This window comes from Aestuariibaculum sp. YM273, from assembly GCF_030908365.1.
In the GTDB taxonomy this organism is placed as follows: domain Bacteria; phylum Bacteroidota; class Bacteroidia; order Flavobacteriales; family Flavobacteriaceae; genus Aestuariibaculum; species Aestuariibaculum marinum.
The window spans coordinates 1,385,806-1,405,631 of sequence record NZ_CP133090.1 but is presented as its reverse complement, the minus strand read 5'-3'; the positions used below and the strand labels follow the sequence as shown (position 1 = coordinate 1,405,631).

The 19,826-nt window shown below is 36.1% G+C and carries 14 protein-coding genes; 8 read left to right on the top strand and 6 right to left on the bottom strand.

Translation table 11 applies throughout. The annotated features are described in order from the left end of the window. Window positions 1–72: 72 nt before the first annotated feature. From rbfA to RBH94_RS05975, 3 genes are read left to right on the top strand one after another with little or no spacing between them, the layout of a single operon-like run. Window positions 73–477, top strand: a complete 405-nt coding sequence (gene rbfA, locus RBH94_RS05985; RefSeq protein ID WP_307882813.1) for a 30S ribosome-binding factor RbfA — start codon at window positions 73–75, stop codon at window positions 475–477. Next, complete coding sequence (locus RBH94_RS05980) at window positions 478–1,683, top strand: FtsX-like permease family protein (protein ID WP_307882812.1); 1,206 nt, start codon at window positions 478–480, stop codon at window positions 1,681–1,683. 12 nt (window positions 1,684–1,695) lie between these two features. Continuing rightward, the gene (locus RBH94_RS05975; RefSeq protein WP_307882811.1) at window positions 1,696–2,763 is read left to right on the top strand and encodes an endonuclease/exonuclease/phosphatase family protein; all 1,068 of its coding nucleotides are present in this window, start codon (window positions 1,696–1,698) and stop codon (window positions 2,761–2,763) included. 210 nt (window positions 2,764–2,973) lie between these two features. On the opposite strand, the gene dusB is transcribed toward RBH94_RS05975, so the two are convergent. The 6 genes from dusB to RBH94_RS05945 form a co-directional block, all read right to left on the bottom strand. Beyond that, on the bottom strand, window positions 2,974–3,969 hold the full coding sequence (gene dusB / locus RBH94_RS05970; RefSeq protein WP_188222600.1) for a tRNA dihydrouridine synthase DusB: 996 nt from the start codon (window positions 3,967–3,969) through the stop codon (window positions 2,974–2,976). Window positions 3,970–4,048: 79 nt separating this feature from the next. Further along, window positions 4,049–4,423, bottom strand: coding sequence for a hypothetical protein (locus tag RBH94_RS05965; protein WP_307882810.1), 375 nt, complete (start codon window positions 4,421–4,423; stop codon window positions 4,049–4,051). Window positions 4,424–4,477: 54 nt separating this feature from the next. Next, a complete protein-coding gene (locus RBH94_RS05960) occupies window positions 4,478–4,816 on the bottom strand; it encodes a roadblock/LC7 domain-containing protein (protein WP_307882809.1) in 339 nt (112 codons plus the stop codon). Between the two features lie 355 nt (window positions 4,817–5,171). After that, window positions 5,172–5,930 carry a LytTR family DNA-binding domain-containing protein gene (locus RBH94_RS05955; RefSeq protein WP_307882808.1) on the bottom strand — a complete coding sequence of 253 codons (759 nt, stop codon included), beginning with the start codon at window positions 5,928–5,930 and terminating at the stop codon, window positions 5,172–5,174. A gap of 8 nt (window positions 5,931–5,938) precedes the next feature. After that, window positions 5,939–7,957, bottom strand: coding sequence for a sensor histidine kinase (locus tag RBH94_RS05950; RefSeq protein WP_307882807.1), 2,019 nt, complete (start codon window positions 7,955–7,957; stop codon window positions 5,939–5,941). Window positions 7,958–8,053: 96 nt separating this feature from the next. Beyond that, a complete protein-coding gene (locus RBH94_RS05945) occupies window positions 8,054–10,504 on the bottom strand; it encodes a TonB-dependent receptor (protein WP_307882806.1) in 2,451 nt (816 codons plus the stop codon). A gap of 210 nt (window positions 10,505–10,714) precedes the next feature. On the opposite strand from RBH94_RS05945, the gene lepA reads away from it, so the two are divergent. The 5 genes from lepA to RBH94_RS05920 all read left to right on the top strand — a co-directional run bounded on the left by lepA (window position 10,715) and on the right by RBH94_RS05920 (window position 19,799). Next, a complete protein-coding gene (gene lepA / locus RBH94_RS05940; protein WP_188222604.1) occupies window positions 10,715–12,511 on the top strand; it encodes a translation elongation factor 4 in 1,797 nt (598 codons plus the stop codon). A 148-nt stretch (window positions 12,512–12,659) separates the two neighbouring features. Then, window positions 12,660–14,078 (top strand): glycogen synthase, encoded by a 1,419-nt coding sequence (locus RBH94_RS05935; protein ID WP_307882805.1) that lies wholly within the window; start codon window positions 12,660–12,662, stop codon window positions 14,076–14,078. Then, window positions 14,075–15,340: a glucose-1-phosphate adenylyltransferase gene (locus tag RBH94_RS05930; RefSeq protein ID WP_307882804.1), complete on the top strand. Its 1,266-nt coding sequence runs from the start codon at window positions 14,075–14,077 to the stop codon at window positions 15,338–15,340. The genes RBH94_RS05935 and RBH94_RS05930 overlap by 4 nt, the downstream gene beginning before the upstream one ends. A 3-nt stretch (window positions 15,341–15,343) precedes the next feature. Then, on the top strand, window positions 15,344–17,251 hold the full coding sequence (gene glgB, locus RBH94_RS05925; RefSeq protein WP_307882803.1) for a 1,4-alpha-glucan branching protein GlgB: 1,908 nt from the start codon (window positions 15,344–15,346) through the stop codon (window positions 17,249–17,251). Between the two features lie 148 nt (window positions 17,252–17,399). Then, window positions 17,400–19,799 carry a glycoside hydrolase family 31 protein gene (locus tag RBH94_RS05920; RefSeq protein WP_307882802.1) on the top strand — a complete coding sequence of 800 codons (2,400 nt, stop codon included), beginning with the start codon at window positions 17,400–17,402 and terminating at the stop codon, window positions 19,797–19,799. The last annotated feature ends 27 nt before the right edge of the window (window positions 19,800–19,826 follow it).

Genomic DNA, 19,826 nt, shown 5'->3' with positions numbered 1-19,826 from the left:
AAATTTTAATTTCGGGATAAATCTCGGTATATTTAAAACTCACTTAGTGAGTAACCTTTAACAGGTATAAACATGAGCAACGTAGAGGAAAGTCAAAGACAGAAGAAAATAGGATCGGTTTTACAACGCGATTTGGTTGAAGTATTACAAGGAGCAGCTACTCAAGGCGGTATGCAGGGTGTGATTATATCGGTATCTAAAGTTAAGGTAACGGTAGATTTAAGTGTTGCAAAAGTATATTTAAGCATTTTCCCAAATGCTAAAGCCAAAGAATTATTAGAAGGCATCAAGTCGAACACCCCTTTAATTCGTCATGAATTAGCACAACGTACCAAAAACCAGTTGAGACGTATGCCTAATTTAGAGTTCTTTATTGACGACTCTTTAGAATACATTGAAAAAATAGATCGTTCACTAAAAGGCGAAGAAAACCCTATTAAAGATCCGAGTATTTTAGATAAAAGAAAAAAATCGTAATTGAATTTTCCGTTATATATAGCTAAACGTTACTTGCGCTCCAAAAGCAGCAACAATGCTATTAATTTCATTACCTATATTGCTATTATTGGCGTTATTTTAGGTGCCGCTTCTTTATTTATTGTACTTTCAGGTTTTGCGGGGCTTAAAGATTTTACACTTCAATTTTCAAGTATTGTTGACCCCGATTTAAAAGCCGAAACCACTTATGGGAAATCTTTTGAACTTTCAGACTCCGAAATATCTCAATTAGATACTGTTCAAGGTGTAGCTTCGTATTCAAAAATAGTTGAAGAACGCGTTATCATTTCATCAAACAATAAAAATACGATTGCTACTATTAAAGGTGTTGACCAAAATTTTGAACAGATTGTTGCAGTCGATTCTATTTTAGATACCGGAAGTTGGCTCGATCAGAATACCAGAGAAATTGTTGTAGGCTGGGGACTATCAAACACGCTTTCTTTAGGACTTTTAGACTACACTAAACCCTTAAATATTTATGTCCCTAAACCTGGAAAAGGGCAAATAACATCTACCAAAAATGCCTTTAATACCGTAACTGCAAATAATGTTGGTATTTTCTATATTAATGAAGATTTAAACGACAATTACATTTTTGCACCTATAGATTTAGCTCAAAACCTTTTAAACTACCAGCAAAATCAAATTACGGCAATTGAATTCAAACTGAAACCAAATGCAGATATCGAATCTGTAAAACAGGAAATAGGTACCATTTTAGGCGACAAGGTTATTATTAAAAATCGTGAACAGCTGAATGATGCTTTGTACAAAATGCTGAACACTGAAAATCTTGCAGTATACCTTATTTTCACGCTGGTTTTAATCATTGCCTTTTTCAATATTGTGGGTTCATTAATCATGATGATGCTGGATAAAAAACAAAGCTTAAACACCCTGTTTAATATTGGAGCTACAGTAAAAGACATTCGTAGAATTTTCTTTTATCAAGGCAGCCTAATGAGTATTATCGGTGGACTTTTAGGGCTTATCATTAGTGTAATCGTTGTGATTCTTCAGCAACGTTATGCCTTACTTATGATTACACCATCGTTACCTTATCCGGTAGCCATTAAATGGGAGAACTTTTTTGTTGCCTTTTTAACCATTTCTGTATTAGGTGTTATTGCCTCAAAAATTGCCTCCGTACGTATTACAGAATCTTTAGTAAAAACCAACTAACCCAACTAAACTATGTTAAATAAAAACCGAATAAACCTTAAAAAGTTATGGCTTTTTATAGGTTTCATATCCTGCTGCCTTATTGTTTTCAATTGCAAAAATAAAAGAATTATCAAACTAAAAGTCCTTCAGTTTAATATCTGGCAGGAAGGCACGGTGGTTAAAAACGGATTTGACGCTGTTGTAGATGAAATTATAAGAACCGATGCCGATTTAATTTCTTTTAGCGAAGTCAGAAACTATAACGGTGTCGATTTTAGTAAGCATATTATTGAAGCTTTAAAAGACAAAGGACACACCTATTACGCACAACCAAGTCAGGATACAGGACTACTGTCTAAATACCCTATTATTGAACAAACCGCATTATACCCTGTTAAAAACGATCATGGCTCAATCACCAAAGCCATCATTAATGTCCTTGGAGTTGAAGTGGCCTTTTACAGCGGGCATTTAGATTATTTAAACTGTGCCCTATACTTACCTCGCGGTTACGACGGATCGACATGGAAAAAATTAGATAGCATTGTTACGAATGTTGAAATCATTCATAAAAACAACCTCGAATCGATGCGAGATGAGGCTATCGATACCTTTATCGCTGACGCGGAAAACGAAATCAAACAAGGCCGCTTAGTTATTTATGGAGGGGATAACAACGAGCCTTCACATTTAGACTGGATTGAAGCTAATAAACATCTATACGATCACAATGGTGTAGTTATCAATTGGAGAAACACCGCCAAAATCGAAAAACACGGTTTTAAAGATGCTTACCGCGAAATATTTCCAAATCCGGTATCACATCCAGGATTTACCTATCCTGCCGATAACCCTTTGGTTCCTATTAATAAATTAGCCTGGAGCCCTGAAGCAGATGATAGAGATCGTATTGATTTTATCTTTTATAACCCTGATGAACGTCTTAAACTTATAGACGCTAAAATTCTTGGACCGAAAGGCGATGTTTCCAAAAACAAACGTGTTTTACAACCTACCGAAGATATTTTTATAGAACCGCTTAACGTCTGGCCTACCGACCATAAAGCCGTATTAGCCAGTTTTGCACTTAAGTTTTAAGACTTATAAAAACAGCTGCTTAATTAAGGGTGAAATTCCTTGGCACACTTAGAATGACAAAGTATACGCAAAAGTGATAGCAGCGGCAGCTTTTGTAAAATTAACTTCTCGATACAAATTTTCCTCATTTCAATTGGAAACCCCACTCGAAGTGACAAATTTTACAAAACTACAGCGCATACCACGGTGGCTTGCCATTTGCCATAAAAATTAATGTGTAAACTGATAGTCACCGAAGTTCTCTAAAACCTCATCGAAAGCTGCAAATACATCTTTCGGGTCATCGCTGGTTACCATTTTAGTGCGGTATTCCTTGAAATGTGGAATCCCTTTAAAATAGTTGGTATAGTGGCGACGGGTTTCGAAAACGCCAAGCACTTCGCCTTTCCAGTCGATAGACATTTGCAGGTGTCTGCGAGCGGCTTCTACACGCTCTTCTATAGAAATAGGCGCTAAATGCTCACCTGTTTTAAAGAAGTGTTTTACCTGTTTAAAAAACCATGGGTTACCAATACTCGCTCGACCAATCATAGCACCATCAAGTCCGTAACTATCACGCATTTCCATAGCTTTTTCGGGTGTATCGACATCGCCGTTACCAAACACTGGAATATGCATTCTTGGATTATTCTTTACTTCAGCAATAGGTTTCCAATCGGCATTACCCTTATACATCTGGGCTCTGGTACGACCGTGAATAGAAATAGCTTTACACCCTACATCCTGTAAGCGCTCAGCCACTTCTAAGATGCGAATAGACTCGTGATCCCAGCCTAAGCGGGTTTTTACCGTAACCGGAATATTAGTGCGTTTTACCATTTCGGCAGTAAGTTGCTCCATTAAGCATACATCTTTTAAAATACCTGCTCCAGCACCCTTACTCACGACTTTTTTAACCGGACAACCAAAATTAATATCAATAATATCTGGTTTCGATTCGGCTACAATATCTATGGTTTGCAGCATACTATCCAGATTGGCACCAAAAATTTGAATCCCTACCGGGCGCTCCTTTTCATAGATATCCAGCTTCATAACGCTTTTCGCAGCATTACGAATTAAACCTTCACTCGACACAAACTCCGTATACACAACATCGGCTCCTTGTTCTTTACAAAGGGCACGAAATGGTGGATCACTCACATCTTCCATTGGCGCTAAAAGCAATGGAAACTCTGGTAAAACTATATCGCCAATTTTGGGCATATGCTTCAAAAATTAATATCCTAAAAACAAATAAAGCTGTATTAAATACAGCTTTATTTGGTGCAAAGATACTAATTTTCTATAGTTTAGCTGCAATATCAGCCGTATATTTCCTTAGGGTAGCTCTTGCCATACCTAAGTTTGCCTTGCTAGAATCTACAGCTAAATACACAAAGTACTCTCCGTTTTCAGACAAATTAATAATGTGAATTTGAGAGTTTAGTGTAATCAAAATATCGTCTATTTTTTCGTTTAACTTTAAAGCGCGGATAGCGTTTAACTTTGCTTTTACAACTTCTAAGTTATATGCTGAAGCTAACTCAGGATCGAAACTTGGATCTAATGTATTAGAAACATAAGACATTCCGGTCTGAACCTCTGTTACAGCAACCGCTACGAATCCGCTTAAGTTACTTTTTAAATCATTTACAAATGTGTTCAAAAAATCTGACATAATTTTTTAATGGTTAAGTTTATAATTATTTTGGGTTTGTATTAAGATGAGGCATTATGCCTCGGTTTCTTGAAATAAGCTTTGTAATCTTTTGTGAATAAGGGCTAGCTTACTAGAATCGTAAGTGACCACGCCTAAGTACCTATCTTCCTCTACCTTTTTAACAACAAATAGCCCTGATTGGGTATTAAGAATGATGTTGTCTATTTCTCCTAATTCGAAGTCTTCCGCAATCTCCCTGCACATTGTAGTTATCATACTTGACATTGCAGCAAAATTTTCGGCTAACTCTAAATACATGGATTCCTCTAAAACGCCATCTGAATCAAAGATAAATCCACACTCTACGTCAATATCTTCTATTAACGCATCTAAATCTATTGGTTTAGGCATAGGTTGTAGGTTTTAAGATTAGGGGTTTTCAAATATAAAGAGTCCGAGACTGACTACAAAATGTTTTTTAACATAAAAACTCCTATATTTTTATGTATTTTGTTAAATTTTTCCTATTTGGTTAATATATTTATATTTACAAAAAGAAAACCCAAATTTACCACCTATGAAAAACAAGATGTCTTTAAAAAATCTAGAAAAAAAACTAGACAAACAACTCATTGAATTTAGAAAATATAGAACAAAAAATGGTTTGCAAACCAAAAAGAAAAGTTTATTAACCAAACTTTTTACCTAAATATTATATTACTAATTTATACATAACTGAGCCTGTAAAATAGCAGGCTTAGTTTATTTAGACGCCCATCCAGTTTTTAACTACGGTGTTATACGTTCGACCGGTTGTAATAGATGTTTTAGAATCGTTATTTAGGGAAATGATATACCTATTACCAAAATACTTTTGAACCTCCTTTACATAATTTGTGTTTACTATAATACTTCTGTGAACCCTTATAAAGTCTTCAGGTAGTTTTTGTTCAAGACTTAGTAGCGATTGTTCACTAAGATGTTTTTCGTTTTTAGTATGAACAGTAACATATTTTTCATTTGCTTCGAAATACAAAACTTCTTCTAACTTGATAAAAACAATTTTATCACCCTTTTTTATAGTCATAGAAGTCATTTTAGTATCACTTTTCAAGGTTGTTAGTTTTCGTAGTGTATTTAAAATATTCTCATTAGAACTTCTATCGAATAATGTAAGCTTTTTAATCGTCGTTTCTAACCGTTCCTGACGCACAGGCTTTACTAAATAATCCAGACTATTCGTATCGAAAGCCTGCAAAGAGTATTGGTCGTATGCTGTACAAAATATAACTATAGGAATAACCTCTATAGACTGTAACACCTCAAAACCGTTTAGACCAGGCATTTCAACATCTAAAAAAATAAGATCCGGGTTTAGTGTATTAATTAGCTCTTTAGCTTCAGTTCCGTTTTTGGCAATACCTATAATTTGAAACGTTTCAGGATATACCCCTAACAAACGCTCCAAACGATCGCGAGCAGATTGTTCGTCGTCAATAATTATAGTCGTATACTTAGCGCTCATATAAGGTCTTATGAATTATAATCAATAACAATTTCTATTTTCTTTTCGGGTTGATTTTCCCAATTTAATTTAGCGTTCGATTTATAACTTAAACGCAACAAATCGAATACCGATTGTAAGCCATGCCCACTAACTAAACCTTCTGGAAATTCAAGACCATTATCGAAAACTGCAATAACCAATCCTTTTTCAGTTTTACGTATTACCAACTTAATAATCCCTTTGGTTTCCTGTTTAGAAATACCGTGTTTTACGGCATTCTCCACCAATGGCTGTAATAAAAACATAGGTAACGCTTCGTCTTCTAAATTTTCGTCAATTTCGATGGTAAACTCCAGACGGTCGCCAAACCGAATTTGTTCAATTTCGAGATAGGTCTGCACCATGTCGACCTCGTCTTTTACGGTGCTCATTTGTTTTCCTTGTCGGTTTATAGAATAGCGAAATAAATCGGAAAGCGACAAGGCCATTTTCTCGGTTTTATTGGCATCGGTATGCGACAACTCGGCAATAGAGTTTAACGCATTGTATAGAAAATGAGGATTAATTTGTGATTGTAACGATTTAAGCTCGGCTTGGGTATTTAATGCTTTTAGCTCACTTAGTTCTACATCTTTTTGTTTAATAATATTATCGGAATAACTTTTTAAATACAACAAAACACCTCTTGCTATAGCTACTACTAAAGCAATAGCATATACAGGATTAGTTGCCACCATGACAGCGTTTACACCTTTGTGGATCCAATATTCAGAAACAACAAAATAGTAGATAGAAAACGGAATGATAATGGCAATAAACAGTAAAACCGATTTTAAAAATAATTTGGTATGAAACGACTTATCATTTTTAACAAATATTTTTTCCAAACCCCAAATAAAAAATGAAACAACCAAACCTGGGGTTATTACCATAAATACCATCAACTTAAAAAAGTGAGACCAAGTTGAATAAATCAATAAATCTATATTGGATAAATGATTGTATAACCCTTGCAATCCAACAATTCCTGAAAAAACAATTAAAGCAGGTATTAAATAATTAAGGTAACCTACTTTAAAATAGGGATTAACAAAGAAATTTTTAGAAAAGACCACCAAACATAAAACCAATACGGCAATAATCATTGCTGATATCGTTTTCAGTTCGCTTGAACTTAAATAATGCATAGCAAATCGCCAGTTGTAATGGCTATACATATATTCTTCAAACTGTTGGTTGAAGTCTGGAGCGTATAATTTTTTAAGTAAAAACTCGTCTTGGTAAGTAAATGTATAGTACTGAGGATAATATTCCTTAAAATTAAATACAGCACCAGGAACAAAAGATTTATTAGCTTGCGGGTTATCCTTTATCTCACATAAACTTCGGAGCATTTCATATTTTATTAACTTCGCTTTCTCCTCAAAACTTATTGTTTCATTAAATGCGAAGCGAATATTTGGGAAAGTGAAATAACTACCCCAACTCGCATAATCACTATAATCAGTTCTTTCAATATATGCTGCCGAATCTAACTGTGTTTTAATTAATTTTAGAGGTGCAAGTTTTTTAAAAGGCTTGTCGTTATCAAAGTTAAATTGCATTCTTATTGCTGCATCCCATAAATCAATACGCCTAAAATTCCCTATTTTTTCTTCTGGATCGCTTTTATCTTTACTGGTAAACATAACATCGATAAAAACACCCGTGTAGTTACTGAAATAATCAATGGTTTTATGCGGCAGTAACGCCTTTAGCTCCTTTATAGTATTATTGACAGCCAAACTATCTTCCTTAGACGCATTATAAAGCGCAAACAATATTGGTGTTTGAAACCTCTTAATAAACTGCCCCATTCCATCATTTGTGGTGAGTCTGTCTTTTACATATTCCCAGTTGGGGTCTGCTTCTTTTTTTAAAAATTTGTTTTGGGAAAAATCCCATTCTGGGTTATTAATCTTAGCTCTGGACAAATTATCCAAATAAGGATAAATAAAAATCCCTACAAGAAGTAATATTAATAAAATAGGTTTTAATTGTGTCATGTTCGTTGTGTTATATTATAACCACAAAACAACCTAAAACCCTTATACAAGGAAACCTTTTTCTGACGAACGGCACATAGCTGGAATGAACGGTTTTTACTTTTCAATGGAATATTCTGTTGTTCTAATTACTGGAATACCAGATAAGGTTAGCCCTTCTAAAGTGACTTTTACCTTGGTTTCTACCTTACTATTGTTATAGTTTAATTTAGCTAGACCTTTATCGTCTGGATGTACATAAGGATTCCAATAAAGTGTATTTCTAATCGCATCGTTATTATTTAAATCGAACTCGGCATCTTCACCATAACTTCCTGTGTAAAACACGCGAGCATCATAATACCCTTCAACGGTTTTAGAAATAGAATGGAATTCCTTTTTAGGCTGATTATTCACCGATCCTATCTTAGTGTAAATTAAAATAACACCATTACCACCATCTGGTCCAAAAATAGCAGCGCTAGGCCCTTTAAATACTTCTACACGATCGACATTTTCGGGCATGATGTAGCTAATATCTGCTGAAGAAAACACAGGAAACCCATCCAGAATAATATGTGCCGGGCCATTAAACCTCATAAACCTAATGGTATCGTTCGTAACCAAAACACCAGGAACCAGAAATTGAATCAATTGATAAATACTACTGTAAGGCGGTGTATCTTCATCTACGTAATATTTATATTCCGGATTGCCATAGTAACTAGGTGTTTCATCCTTTTTTTTGGCTATAATTTCAACTTCATCTAAAACGTTTTCAGGAGAAACACCGTAAGCAATAAATTTATTATAGACATGTTTTTTTATAGACTCCAATTTTAACGTATCAGACATCACCGGTTTATATTTAAAGTTTGCCGGCATAGGTTTAGATGATAAACTATCGAGTAACAACTCCCCTTTCCCCTTTCCTTTTTCATTTTTAGTATTCACCAACATCGTGGTTTTACCAGTATAACTAATGTCTTTAAAACGAAAGCGCCCTAACGAATCGGTAACTTCGGTAAACAACTGCATCCCTTCCTTATCGTTTAATAACGCCAAAGTAATATTGTTGTCCGGTTTGGGTTTGTTTCCAAAAAGTTGTTTAACCCTGCCCGATACCGGAAGACCTGTCTCGATATTATATTTTGGTAATTTAGGCACCTGAGGTAATGTTTTCCAATAGAAATCTCGCCATCCCTGGGTTAATAGCAATAAATCTAAACAGACCAATCGTTTAGAGTTACTCTTATCGAAATAAAACCCGGGATTGTGCACTTGCCCTTTAATATCGGATTCCATTAAAAAATAAGAACAGATATTGCTTGCGTATTTAGAATTCTCACTCACACTACTCACGTCAATACTAGCCATAGAAAAACTGGCAGGTAATGGTTGCCCTGACTTGCTTTTTGAAACCACACTAATTTCCACTTTTTCCTCTGGTTTGTAAATAGCCTTATTGGTCTTTAGTCTAACATCTAAATCATCTTCCGAACCTTTATCATTATACCACAGCCGTTCGCTTTGCGGAACAGCATTTTTATCGTAAAGGGTTATTTGGCATATACCTTCTGGAATTTGATTTTTAGGAATTTCAAAAGACACCTTTTTGGCGTTAAACGGAATTTCACCTTCGAAATAAGAAATGCCTCGTACTCTGACAACGATAGCCACAGGATCACCTTTTTGTCCTTTAAATGTTTTATCGTTTGTTTTAACCGTAATAATATCTCTTCCTCGAACCTTAGAAATCCCCATCAATACCCCTGTTTCACTCACCTTAGGTAATGGGATATCTATAGTTTTTCCGCGCTCTGAAGTTATTTCTGCTCTTAAATTAGAACTTAAATTGGGCTGAATTTGAAATTTCCCCATACCATCATGTAAACTGGCAAAAAGCGTCACCAAATTACCATTAGGTTCCACAATTCTTCCTTTAACTTTTAAAGGATTTCCATTCTCATCTGACGCTTTAAAAGCCACTGTACTAATAACACCATCAACTAAATTTCCGCCTTCAGGAAAAAACTGAAATTGAAAAGGCTGTTTAACTTCTGTTGCCGCTTCTTCTTTCTCCTTTTTTCTTGAATTTAACTTTCTCTTAGCTTCAGACTCATTAGAGTTGTCTTTAAAAACATCGATAATTTCAATCTCTTTTTCAAATACAAAGTCATCTCCGAAATTTCGATCCCAATTGGTGTAAGCTCGTAACTGATAAACTCCGGGCTGCTTAATACCTAAAGAATCTGACAGTTTAAAATCGCCATGTCCTAAACCTTGATCTAACTTGGTTTTATTTCGTGCAATAATTTTGGAGTCTGGTGAAATTAACTCTACATAAAGAATTTTGCTTTGATCGAACAACAAATGATTATATGCCAATACCGAATAGGCTTTATACCATAACGACTCTCCCACAGTATAACACGATCTGTCGGTATGCACGTAAACCTTTTCTATATTCGCAACGGTTCCACTTTCCTGAGCCTGTAGACCTCCTATTATTAAAACAAAAATACCGGTTAAAAACCATTTTAAATCTGTAGATATTCGGGTTAGCATATTTAGTTTGTAATGAGTTAGCAGTAAAACAATAGACACTAAATGTAAGTAAAAGTTTAATGTTTTAAGCTAGCAAGCTTCATTCCATGTCACTTTTCTTATTAAAAAAACTAATTATTCATCTGAATTATAACTCCAAGTAATATTTTAGAGAGATACAATTTGAAAACATCTATATTTGCAAATTATATCTAGGTTTAGATCAGTTTTATGAAGAATATTAGAAACTTTTGCATCATTGCACATATAGATCACGGGAAGAGTACACTTGCAGACCGACTATTAGACTATACTGGTTCGGTTACCGAAAGGGAAAAACAAAACCAGCTATTAGATAATATGGATTTGGAGCGCGAGCGCGGTATTACTATTAAATCGCACGCCATCCAGATGGACTACATTCACGAAGGTGAACATTTCGTTTTAAATCTTATTGACACTCCTGGTCACGTTGATTTCTCTTATGAGGTTTCTCGTTCTATTGCCGCATGTGAAGGGGCTTTACTTATTGTTGATGCCGCCCAAAGTATTCAGGCACAAACCATATCTAACCTATATTTAGCTTTAGAGAACGATCTGGAAATTATTCCAGTTCTTAATAAAGTAGATTTACCGAGTGCCAACCCTGAAGAAGTAACCGATGATATTGTTGATTTATTAGGTTGTGATCCTGAGGATGTTATTCACGCCAGTGGAAAAACAGGTTTTGGTGTTGACAATATTTTAAAAGCTATTATCGAGCGTATTCCTGCCCCTAAAGGTGACCCGGATGCGCCATTACAAGCCTTAATTTTTGACTCAGTTTACAACACCTTTAGAGGTATTGAAACCTATTTTAGAGTATTTAATGGTGAAATTAAAAAAGGACAGCACATTAAATTCGTAGCAACAGGCAAAGATTATTACGCCGATGAAGTTGGAACGTTAAAACTAACTCAGGTTGCTAAAAAAGATATTAAAACCGGAGATGTAGGCTATCTTATTACCGGTATTAAAACGGCAAAAGAAGTTAAAGTTGGTGATACCATTACCGATTTTGAAAAGCCAACACAAAACATTGTAGAAGGTTTCGAAGATGTAAAACCAATGGTATTCGCTGGGATTTATCCTGTAGACACCGAAGATTACGAAGACCTTCGTGCTTCTATGGAAAAACTACAGTTAAACGATGCTTCGCTGGTTTTCCAGCCGGAAAGCTCGGCTGCATTAGGGTTTGGATTCCGTTGTGGATTCTTAGGAATGCTTCACATGGAAATTATTCAGGAGCGTTTAGAGCGTGAATTCGATATGACGGTAATTACTACCGTACCCAACGTATCTTACCACGCCTACACCAATAAAAACACTGAAGAAACCATTATTGTAAACAACCCGTCTGATTTACCAGATCCTTCAACCTTAAATCGTGTTGAAGAACCTTATATCAAGGCAACCATCATTACCAAATCAGACTTTATTGGTAACGTAATGTCGCTTTGTATTGAAAAGCGTGGTATTGTAACCAATCAAACGTATTTAACACCAGAACGTGTAGAATTATCGTTTGAAATGCCGCTTGCCGAAATTGTATTCGATTTCTACGATCGTTTAAAAACGGTTTCTAAAGGGTATGCTTCTTTCGATTATCACCCAATAGGAATGAAACCATCTAAACTGGTACGTTTAGACATTTTATTGAATGCACAACCTGTCGATGCGCTTTCTGCATTAATTCACGCCGATAACGCACAAACTATTGGTAGAAAAATGTGTGAGAAGTTAAAAGAACTTATTCCGCGTCAGCAATTCGATATTCCTGTTCAGGCAGCCATCGGAGCCAAGATTGTATCTCGTGAAACCATCAAGGCCTTACGTAAAGACGTAACAGCAAAATGTTATGGTGGAGATATTTCTCGTAAACGTAAATTACTTGAAAAACAGAAAAAAGGTAAGAAACGTATGCGACAAGTTGGTAACGTTGAAATCCCTCAGCAAGCGTTTATGGCGGTATTAAAGCTTAACGACTAACATTTTTCTAATCAGCAGGCGTTTTTATAAGAAATTATTATTGATATTTTTGAATTATTTCGATAATGTAATTTTTTCTTTAAAAATGAACGTATGTTAAAAAAGTGGACAATATTTTTGTAAGTTTATAACAAAGCAAAAATATTTAATGACTATTTTACATATAAGTGCAGAATGTTATCCCGTAGCAAAAGTAGGCGGGCTAGCTGATGTCGTTGGAGCTTTACCTAAATACCAAAACAGCTCAAGCACCACATCTCAGGTTATCATGCCATTTTATGATAACAAATTTACTCAGGAAAACACGTTTTCTTCAGTTTACGATGCACAGCTAAAATTAGGAGATTCCGTTTACGATTTTCAAATTTTAGTATTAAAAGATAAGCCATTAGATTTTGATGTCTTTTTCGTAAATGTTCCGGATTTGTTATTTAAAGATTATGTATATTCTTTCGATGACACCGAGCGTTTTTTAGCCTTTCAAATAGGCGCTTTAGATTGGTTACTAACCTGGCATGATTATCCGGATATTATCCATTGCCACGACCATCATACGGGACTGGTTCCATTCATGCTTCAGGAAAGTTATAAATACGAAGCCTTCAGAAATATTCCGAATGTCATTACCATTCATAATGCGCAATATCAGGGCTGGTTTTCGCATGATAAGGTTGGTTTAATTCCTCCTTTTAATTTTGACCATGTTGGATTATTAGATTGGGGCAGCCAGATTAACCCCTTAGCGGCAGGTATAAAATGCGCCTGGAGTGTGACTACCGTTTCGCCAAGTTATATGGAAGAACTTAAACAGGCTGCCAATGGTTTAGAAAGCTTATTAAGTGCCGAAAGTGAAAAATGCACCGGTATTTTAAATGGAATAGATTGGAAGGTATGGAATCCGGAAACCGATACCTATATCGTAAAAAACTATTACATAGAAACCGTTGATAAAGGCGCTAGCTCTAACAAGAAATATCTATGCGACACTTTTAATCTGGACTTTAAAAAACCCTTGTTTGCTTTTATCGGTAGACTGGTTGATGAAAAAGGATCGGATTTATTTCCCGAAGTGTTTAAACTGGCACTCGAAAAAGATAACCTTTCCATTTTACTACTGGGATCAGGAAATAAAATGGTTGAAGGTCAATTACAAGATTTAAAACCAGATTTTGTTGGAACCTATAATGCCTTTATAGGCTACGACGAAAAGTTATCACATATAATTTATGCCGGGGCCGATTTTTTACTAATGCCCTCGCGTGTTGAGCCATGTGGCTTAAATCAAATGTATGCCCTGCGATATGGAACCATTCCTATTGTAAGAAGCATAGGCGGTTTAAAAGATACCGTAACTGATATTAATGAAGAAGGCGGCTTTGGTATTTGCCACCCAAATACAGCCGTTTCAGAAATAACCGAAGCTATCGATAGAGCTATAACCCTATATAAAGACCAACCAACCTATAAAGGCATTAGGCGCCAGATTATGGCTATCGACCATTCTTGGGACGCTTCTGCTGGAGAATACATTAATTTATATAACACATTAAAATCTAGCCAACAATGATTAACAACAAGGTTTTAGCCATCATACTTGGTGGTGGACAGGGATCTCGATTACACCCATTAACGCAACAACGCTCAAAACCAGCAGTACCAATTGCCGGAAAATACAGGTTGGTCGATATTCCTATTTCAAACTGTATTAATGCAGACATTAAGCGTATGTTTGTGTTAACACAATTCAATTCTGCTTCGTTAAACCGCCACATTAAAAACACGTACCACTTTAGTTTTTTTAGTAGTGCTTTTGTCGATGTATTGGCAGCAGAACAAACACCAGAAAACAAAGGTTGGTTTCAAGGAACAGCAGATGCCGTGCGACAAAGTATGCACCACGTATTAAGGCACGATTGTGAATACATTTTAATTTTATCTGGTGATCAGCTTTATCAAATGGATTACGATAAAATGATTGAGGCCCACGAAAAATGCGGTGCCGAAATCTCTATTGCTACCATTCCTGTTAATGCAAAAGATGCTACCGGTTTTGGAATTTTAAAATCAGACGAAAATAGTATCATCACCTCGTTCATTGAAAAACCAGATGCTAGTTTATTACCTGAATGGACCTCGGAAGTAAGTGATGAAATGAAGGCTGAAGGTAGAAACTATCTTGCTTCAATGGGTATTTATATCTTTAATCGGGATTTATTAGTTGAATTAATGAATGACGAATCGACCATAGATTTTGGAAAAGAAATCATTCCGCAGTCTATCGATAAACATAAAACCTTGAGCTACCAATACGAAGGTTACTGGACCGATATTGGAACTATTGAATCCTTCTTTGAAGCCAATATTAGTTTAACCGCTAACATTCCTAAATTCGATTTATACGACGAAAACAGGCGTATTTATACGCATGCCCGAATGCTTCCAACCACCAAACTGGCAGGAACCAATTTAGATAAAGCCGTTATTTCTGAAGGTTGTATTATCGCAGCAGCAAAGATTGAAGAATCGGTTATTGGTATTCGCTCCCGCATTGGTAAAGAATCAACCGTAATAAAAACATATATGATGGGTAACGACTTTTACGAAACCCTTCAGGAAATAGAAGAAAAACACATCAAAATATTAATGGGTATTGGCGAACGATGCTTTATTAAGAATGCTATTCTCGATAAAAACTGTCGCATTGGAGACGACGTAAGAATTAATGGTGGCAGTCATTTAGAAGACACCGAAAATGACATGTACGCAGTAAGAGATGGCATTGTAGTAGTAAAAAGTGGTGCAACTATACCTAACGGATTTGTAATATAATTTATGGCTCAAACTAAAGTTTATAGTCTGTTCACAGACTTCGATATCAATTTATTTAAAGCAGGTAAACACTATAGGCTTTACGAAAAATTTGGCTCACATATTGTAACCGTCGATGGCATTGAAGGTACCTACTTTGCTGTATGGGCACCAAGTGCTAAACGTGTTTCGGTTATTGGCGACTTTAACTACTGGGCCGAAGGCGAACATGAGCTGAATGTGCGTTGGGATAGCAGTGGTATTTGGGAAGGCTTTATTCCTTTTGTTGGCAAAGGCAACCTGTACAAATACAAAATTGAAAGTCATAATAACGGCATTAAAACAGAAAAAGCCGATCCATACGCCAAACGATGTGAGCATCCACCTAAAACAGCATCGATAGTTTGGGATGACACCTACAAATGGAAAGACACCGATTGGATGAAAAAGCGTAAAAAGCACAATGCTTTAAATGCTCCATATTCGGTTTACGAAGTCCATTTAGGCTCTTGGAAACGCAACATTGAAGAAGACCGATCGCTATCTTATTTTGAATTGGCAGATGAATTGGTAAACTACGTTAAGGACATGAATTTTACACACGTCGAGCTCATGCCTGTTATGGAGTTTCCTTACGATCCGTCTTGGGGCTATCAAATTACAGGATACTTCGCTCCTACCTCACGTTACGGCTATCCGGAAGAATTTAAATATTTAGTAGACAAATTACATCAAAACGATATAGGAATTATTTTAGACTGGGTGCCTTCGCATTTTCCTGAAGACGCCCACGGCCTGGGATTTTTCGATGGCTCAAATTTATATGAGCACCCAGACAAACGCAAAGGCTATCATCAGGACTGGAAGAGTTTAATCTTTAATTACGGTCGTAATGAAGTAAAATCTTTCCTGATTAGTAATGCCATTTTCTGGCTCGAACAATACCATGCCGATGGCTTACGTGTCGATGCCGTAGCCTCAATGCTATTTTTAGATTATTCTCGTGAAGATGGAGAGTGGGAACCAAATATTTACGGAGGAAGAGAGAATCTGGAAGCCATCGACTTCATGAAAGAGCTCAATAAAGAAATTTATGCATCCTTCCCCGATGTACAAACTATCGCTGAAGAATCAACAGCATTTACAGGCGTCTCTAAACCTGTTTTTATGGGAGGACTAGGCTTTGGTATGAAATGGATGATGGGCTGGATGCATGATACCTTAGAATACTTTTCTAAAGATCCTGTATACCGTAAATACCATCAAAACGATATTACCTTTAGTTTGGCTTATGCCTTCTCAGAAAACTTCATGTTACCCCTATCGCATGACGAAGTCGTTTATGGTAAAAATTCTATTTTAGGCCGTATGCCTGGCGACGAATGGCAGCGCTTTGCTAATCTGCGCGTGCTTTTTGGTTATATGTTTACTCACCCGGGCACTAAACTACTGTTTATGGGTGGCGAATTTGGTCAGTATAATGAATGGGATTTTCAGGCGAGTTTAAACTGGAATCTGTTAGAATTTGATCCACACAGAAATTTCCAAAATTATTATAAGGCCTTAAATAAATTATACACCACTACCCCAGCACTATTTGAAAAAGGATTTTCTTATGACGGGTTCGAATGGATAAACTACGGTGATCATGAAAATTCTGTGATTTCATATATACGAAAAGGCGAAAACCCAGAAGACAACGTCGTTGTTGTTTGTAATTTAACACCAACCATTCATAAAAAATATTGTATTGGTTTACCGGTATCTGGAAAAATTAAGGAGATCTTTAATAGTGATGACGAAACCTTTGGTGGGAGTGGCGTTTTAAATTCAAGAGCTATCACTATAAAAAACAAGCCGTATAATGGTAAAGACTATTCGGCAGAAATTACTTTACCTCCTTTAGGCATTTCCATTTTCAAATTTAACTAGCAAGAAGGCTTTGTTATACATTACGCAATTATACAACTGATATGTTGCGCTTTACGCAATTTGTCTCTTGTATTTTTGCCAATAATAGCGCATTAAAAATTAATTGTTTTAGTACTTTTAATGATGCATATACTAAAGTTATAATTTTATGATTTTAAATACAGAATTAGAGTATAAAGGAAACTTGTTTCCTTCCCATATAATTTCCTACGAAAAAAATCTTGACACTCTAAATTTCACCACAGAAAATGGTGTTATTTTACAAATAACCGTACAGCGCGATAGTGTACTACGTTTTCGATTTACAACAACAGGTATCTTTGAAAACGATTTTTCATATGCTATTACCAAATACGCCAGTCGAGGTTATAACCATTTAGAGGTTGAAGAGGAAGAGGATAAATATATCATTATCACTTCTAAACTTAAATGTCAGGTTAATAAAGCCGACTTAAGAACCGCTATTTATGATGCACAGACCAATGAATTGATTTGTGAAGATGAATTAGGTTTCCACTGGGAAGAAAGTTACGAGTTTGGTGGAGATATTGTAAAAATGTCTAAAGTTGCACAAGAAGGTGAAAGCTACTATGGCTTAGGCGACAAACCTGCCGATGTAAATCTAAAAGGCAAGCGCTTTGAAAATTGGGTAACCGATTCTTACGCCTACGGAAAATATACCGACCCTATTTACAAAACCATTCCGTTTTATACGGCACTTCATCATAAAAAAGCTTACGGGATTTTCTTTGATAATACCTTCAGATCGTATTTCGATTTTTGTCAGGAGCGACGTAATATTTCCAGCTTCTGGGCGCAGGGTGGTGAAATGAATTATTATTTCATTTACGGACCAGACATGTCGGAAGTGGTTGCAAACTACACCGATTTAACCGGAAAACCACATCAATTACCGCCGCTTTGGGCTTTAGGGTACCACCAGTGTAAATGGAGTTATTACCCGGAAGCGAAAGTAAAAGAAATCACCAATAAATTCCGAGAACTAAAAATTCCATGTGATGCCATCTATTTAGACATCGATTATATGGAAGGATTTCGATGTTTTACCTGGAGTAAAGAATATTTCCCGGATCCGAAACGAATGGTTAAGGAATTGGCAGATGATGGCTTTAAGACCATTGTTATCATTGATCCTGGAATCAAAATCGACAAAGAATATTCAGTATTCAAGGAAGGCTTAGATAACGATTACTTCTGTAAACGTGCCGATGGCCCTTATATGAAAGGTAAAGTATGGCCCGGCGAGTGTTATTTCCCTGATTTTACGAATCCGGAAGTACGCGAGTGGTGGTCTAACCTTTTTCAGGAATTAATTGAAGAAATAGGAGTTAAAGGCGTTTGGAACGACATGAATGAGCCTGCTGTAATGGATGTGCCTGGAAAATCGTTTCCAGACGATGTAAGACACGATTACGAGGGTAACCCCTGTTCACATAGGAAAGCGCATAACATCTATGGTATGCAAATGGCAAGAGCTACTTATCAAGGCTTGAAAAAGTTTGCCTACCCTAAGCGTCCGTTTGTCATTACGCGTGCAGCATATTCAGGAACCCAGCGTTATACCTCGAGTTGGACAGGCGATAATGTCGCATCCTGGGAACACCTATCAATTGCCAATATTCAAGCACAGCGTATGTGTATGTCTGGATTCTCGTTTATCGGATCGGATATTGGTGGATTTGCAGAACAACCTAACGGCGAACTTTACGCTCGTTGGATTCAGCTAGGTATTTTCCATCCGTTTTGTAGAACACACTCTTCCGGCGATCATGGCGATCAGGAACCATGGACTTTTGGTAAAAATATAACCGATGTGGTTCGTAAATTTATAGAGTTAAGATATGAGCTCCTACCCTATTTATACACTGCTTTTTGGCGTTATGCCGAAGAAGGTATTCCTATTTTAAAATCACTGGTGTTATATGACCAGTTAGATACCCATACTCATTACAGAAGTGATGAATTTATATGTGGTGAAAAAATACTGGCCTGCCCTATTTTAGAACCTAATGCTAAAGGACGACGCATGTATTTCCCGACTGGGGAATGGTATAATTACTGGACCGACGAAATTGTTGAAGGTGGTCAGGAGTTGTGGGTTGATGCCGATTTAGATAGTATGCCTATATTCATTAAATCGGGTGCATTAATACCTAAATATCCTGTACAGCAGTTTGTAGGAGAAAAAGAAATTGAAGAGTTAAAACTGGACGTTTATTTTAAAATTGGTAAAGAAACCTCTGAAGTTTATGAAGATGCCCACGATGGTTACGATTACATTAAAGGTAGATATAGCCTAAGAAACTTTAGCTTAACCGGTAAAACAACAGAACTTGTTATACAACAACATAAATCTGGTAAATACACCACTCCTTATGATACGTTTAAACTACAGTTACACGGTTTACCGTTTAAAATTAAAAAAGTGATTATCGATAAAGTAGAATATTCATTTAAAGATATTCAGCTCAACGGGAATAATTCTTTTATCATTAATAAAGACTTTACCGACTTACATATTTTATAAACTCCACACAAAAACAAGTTGAACAAA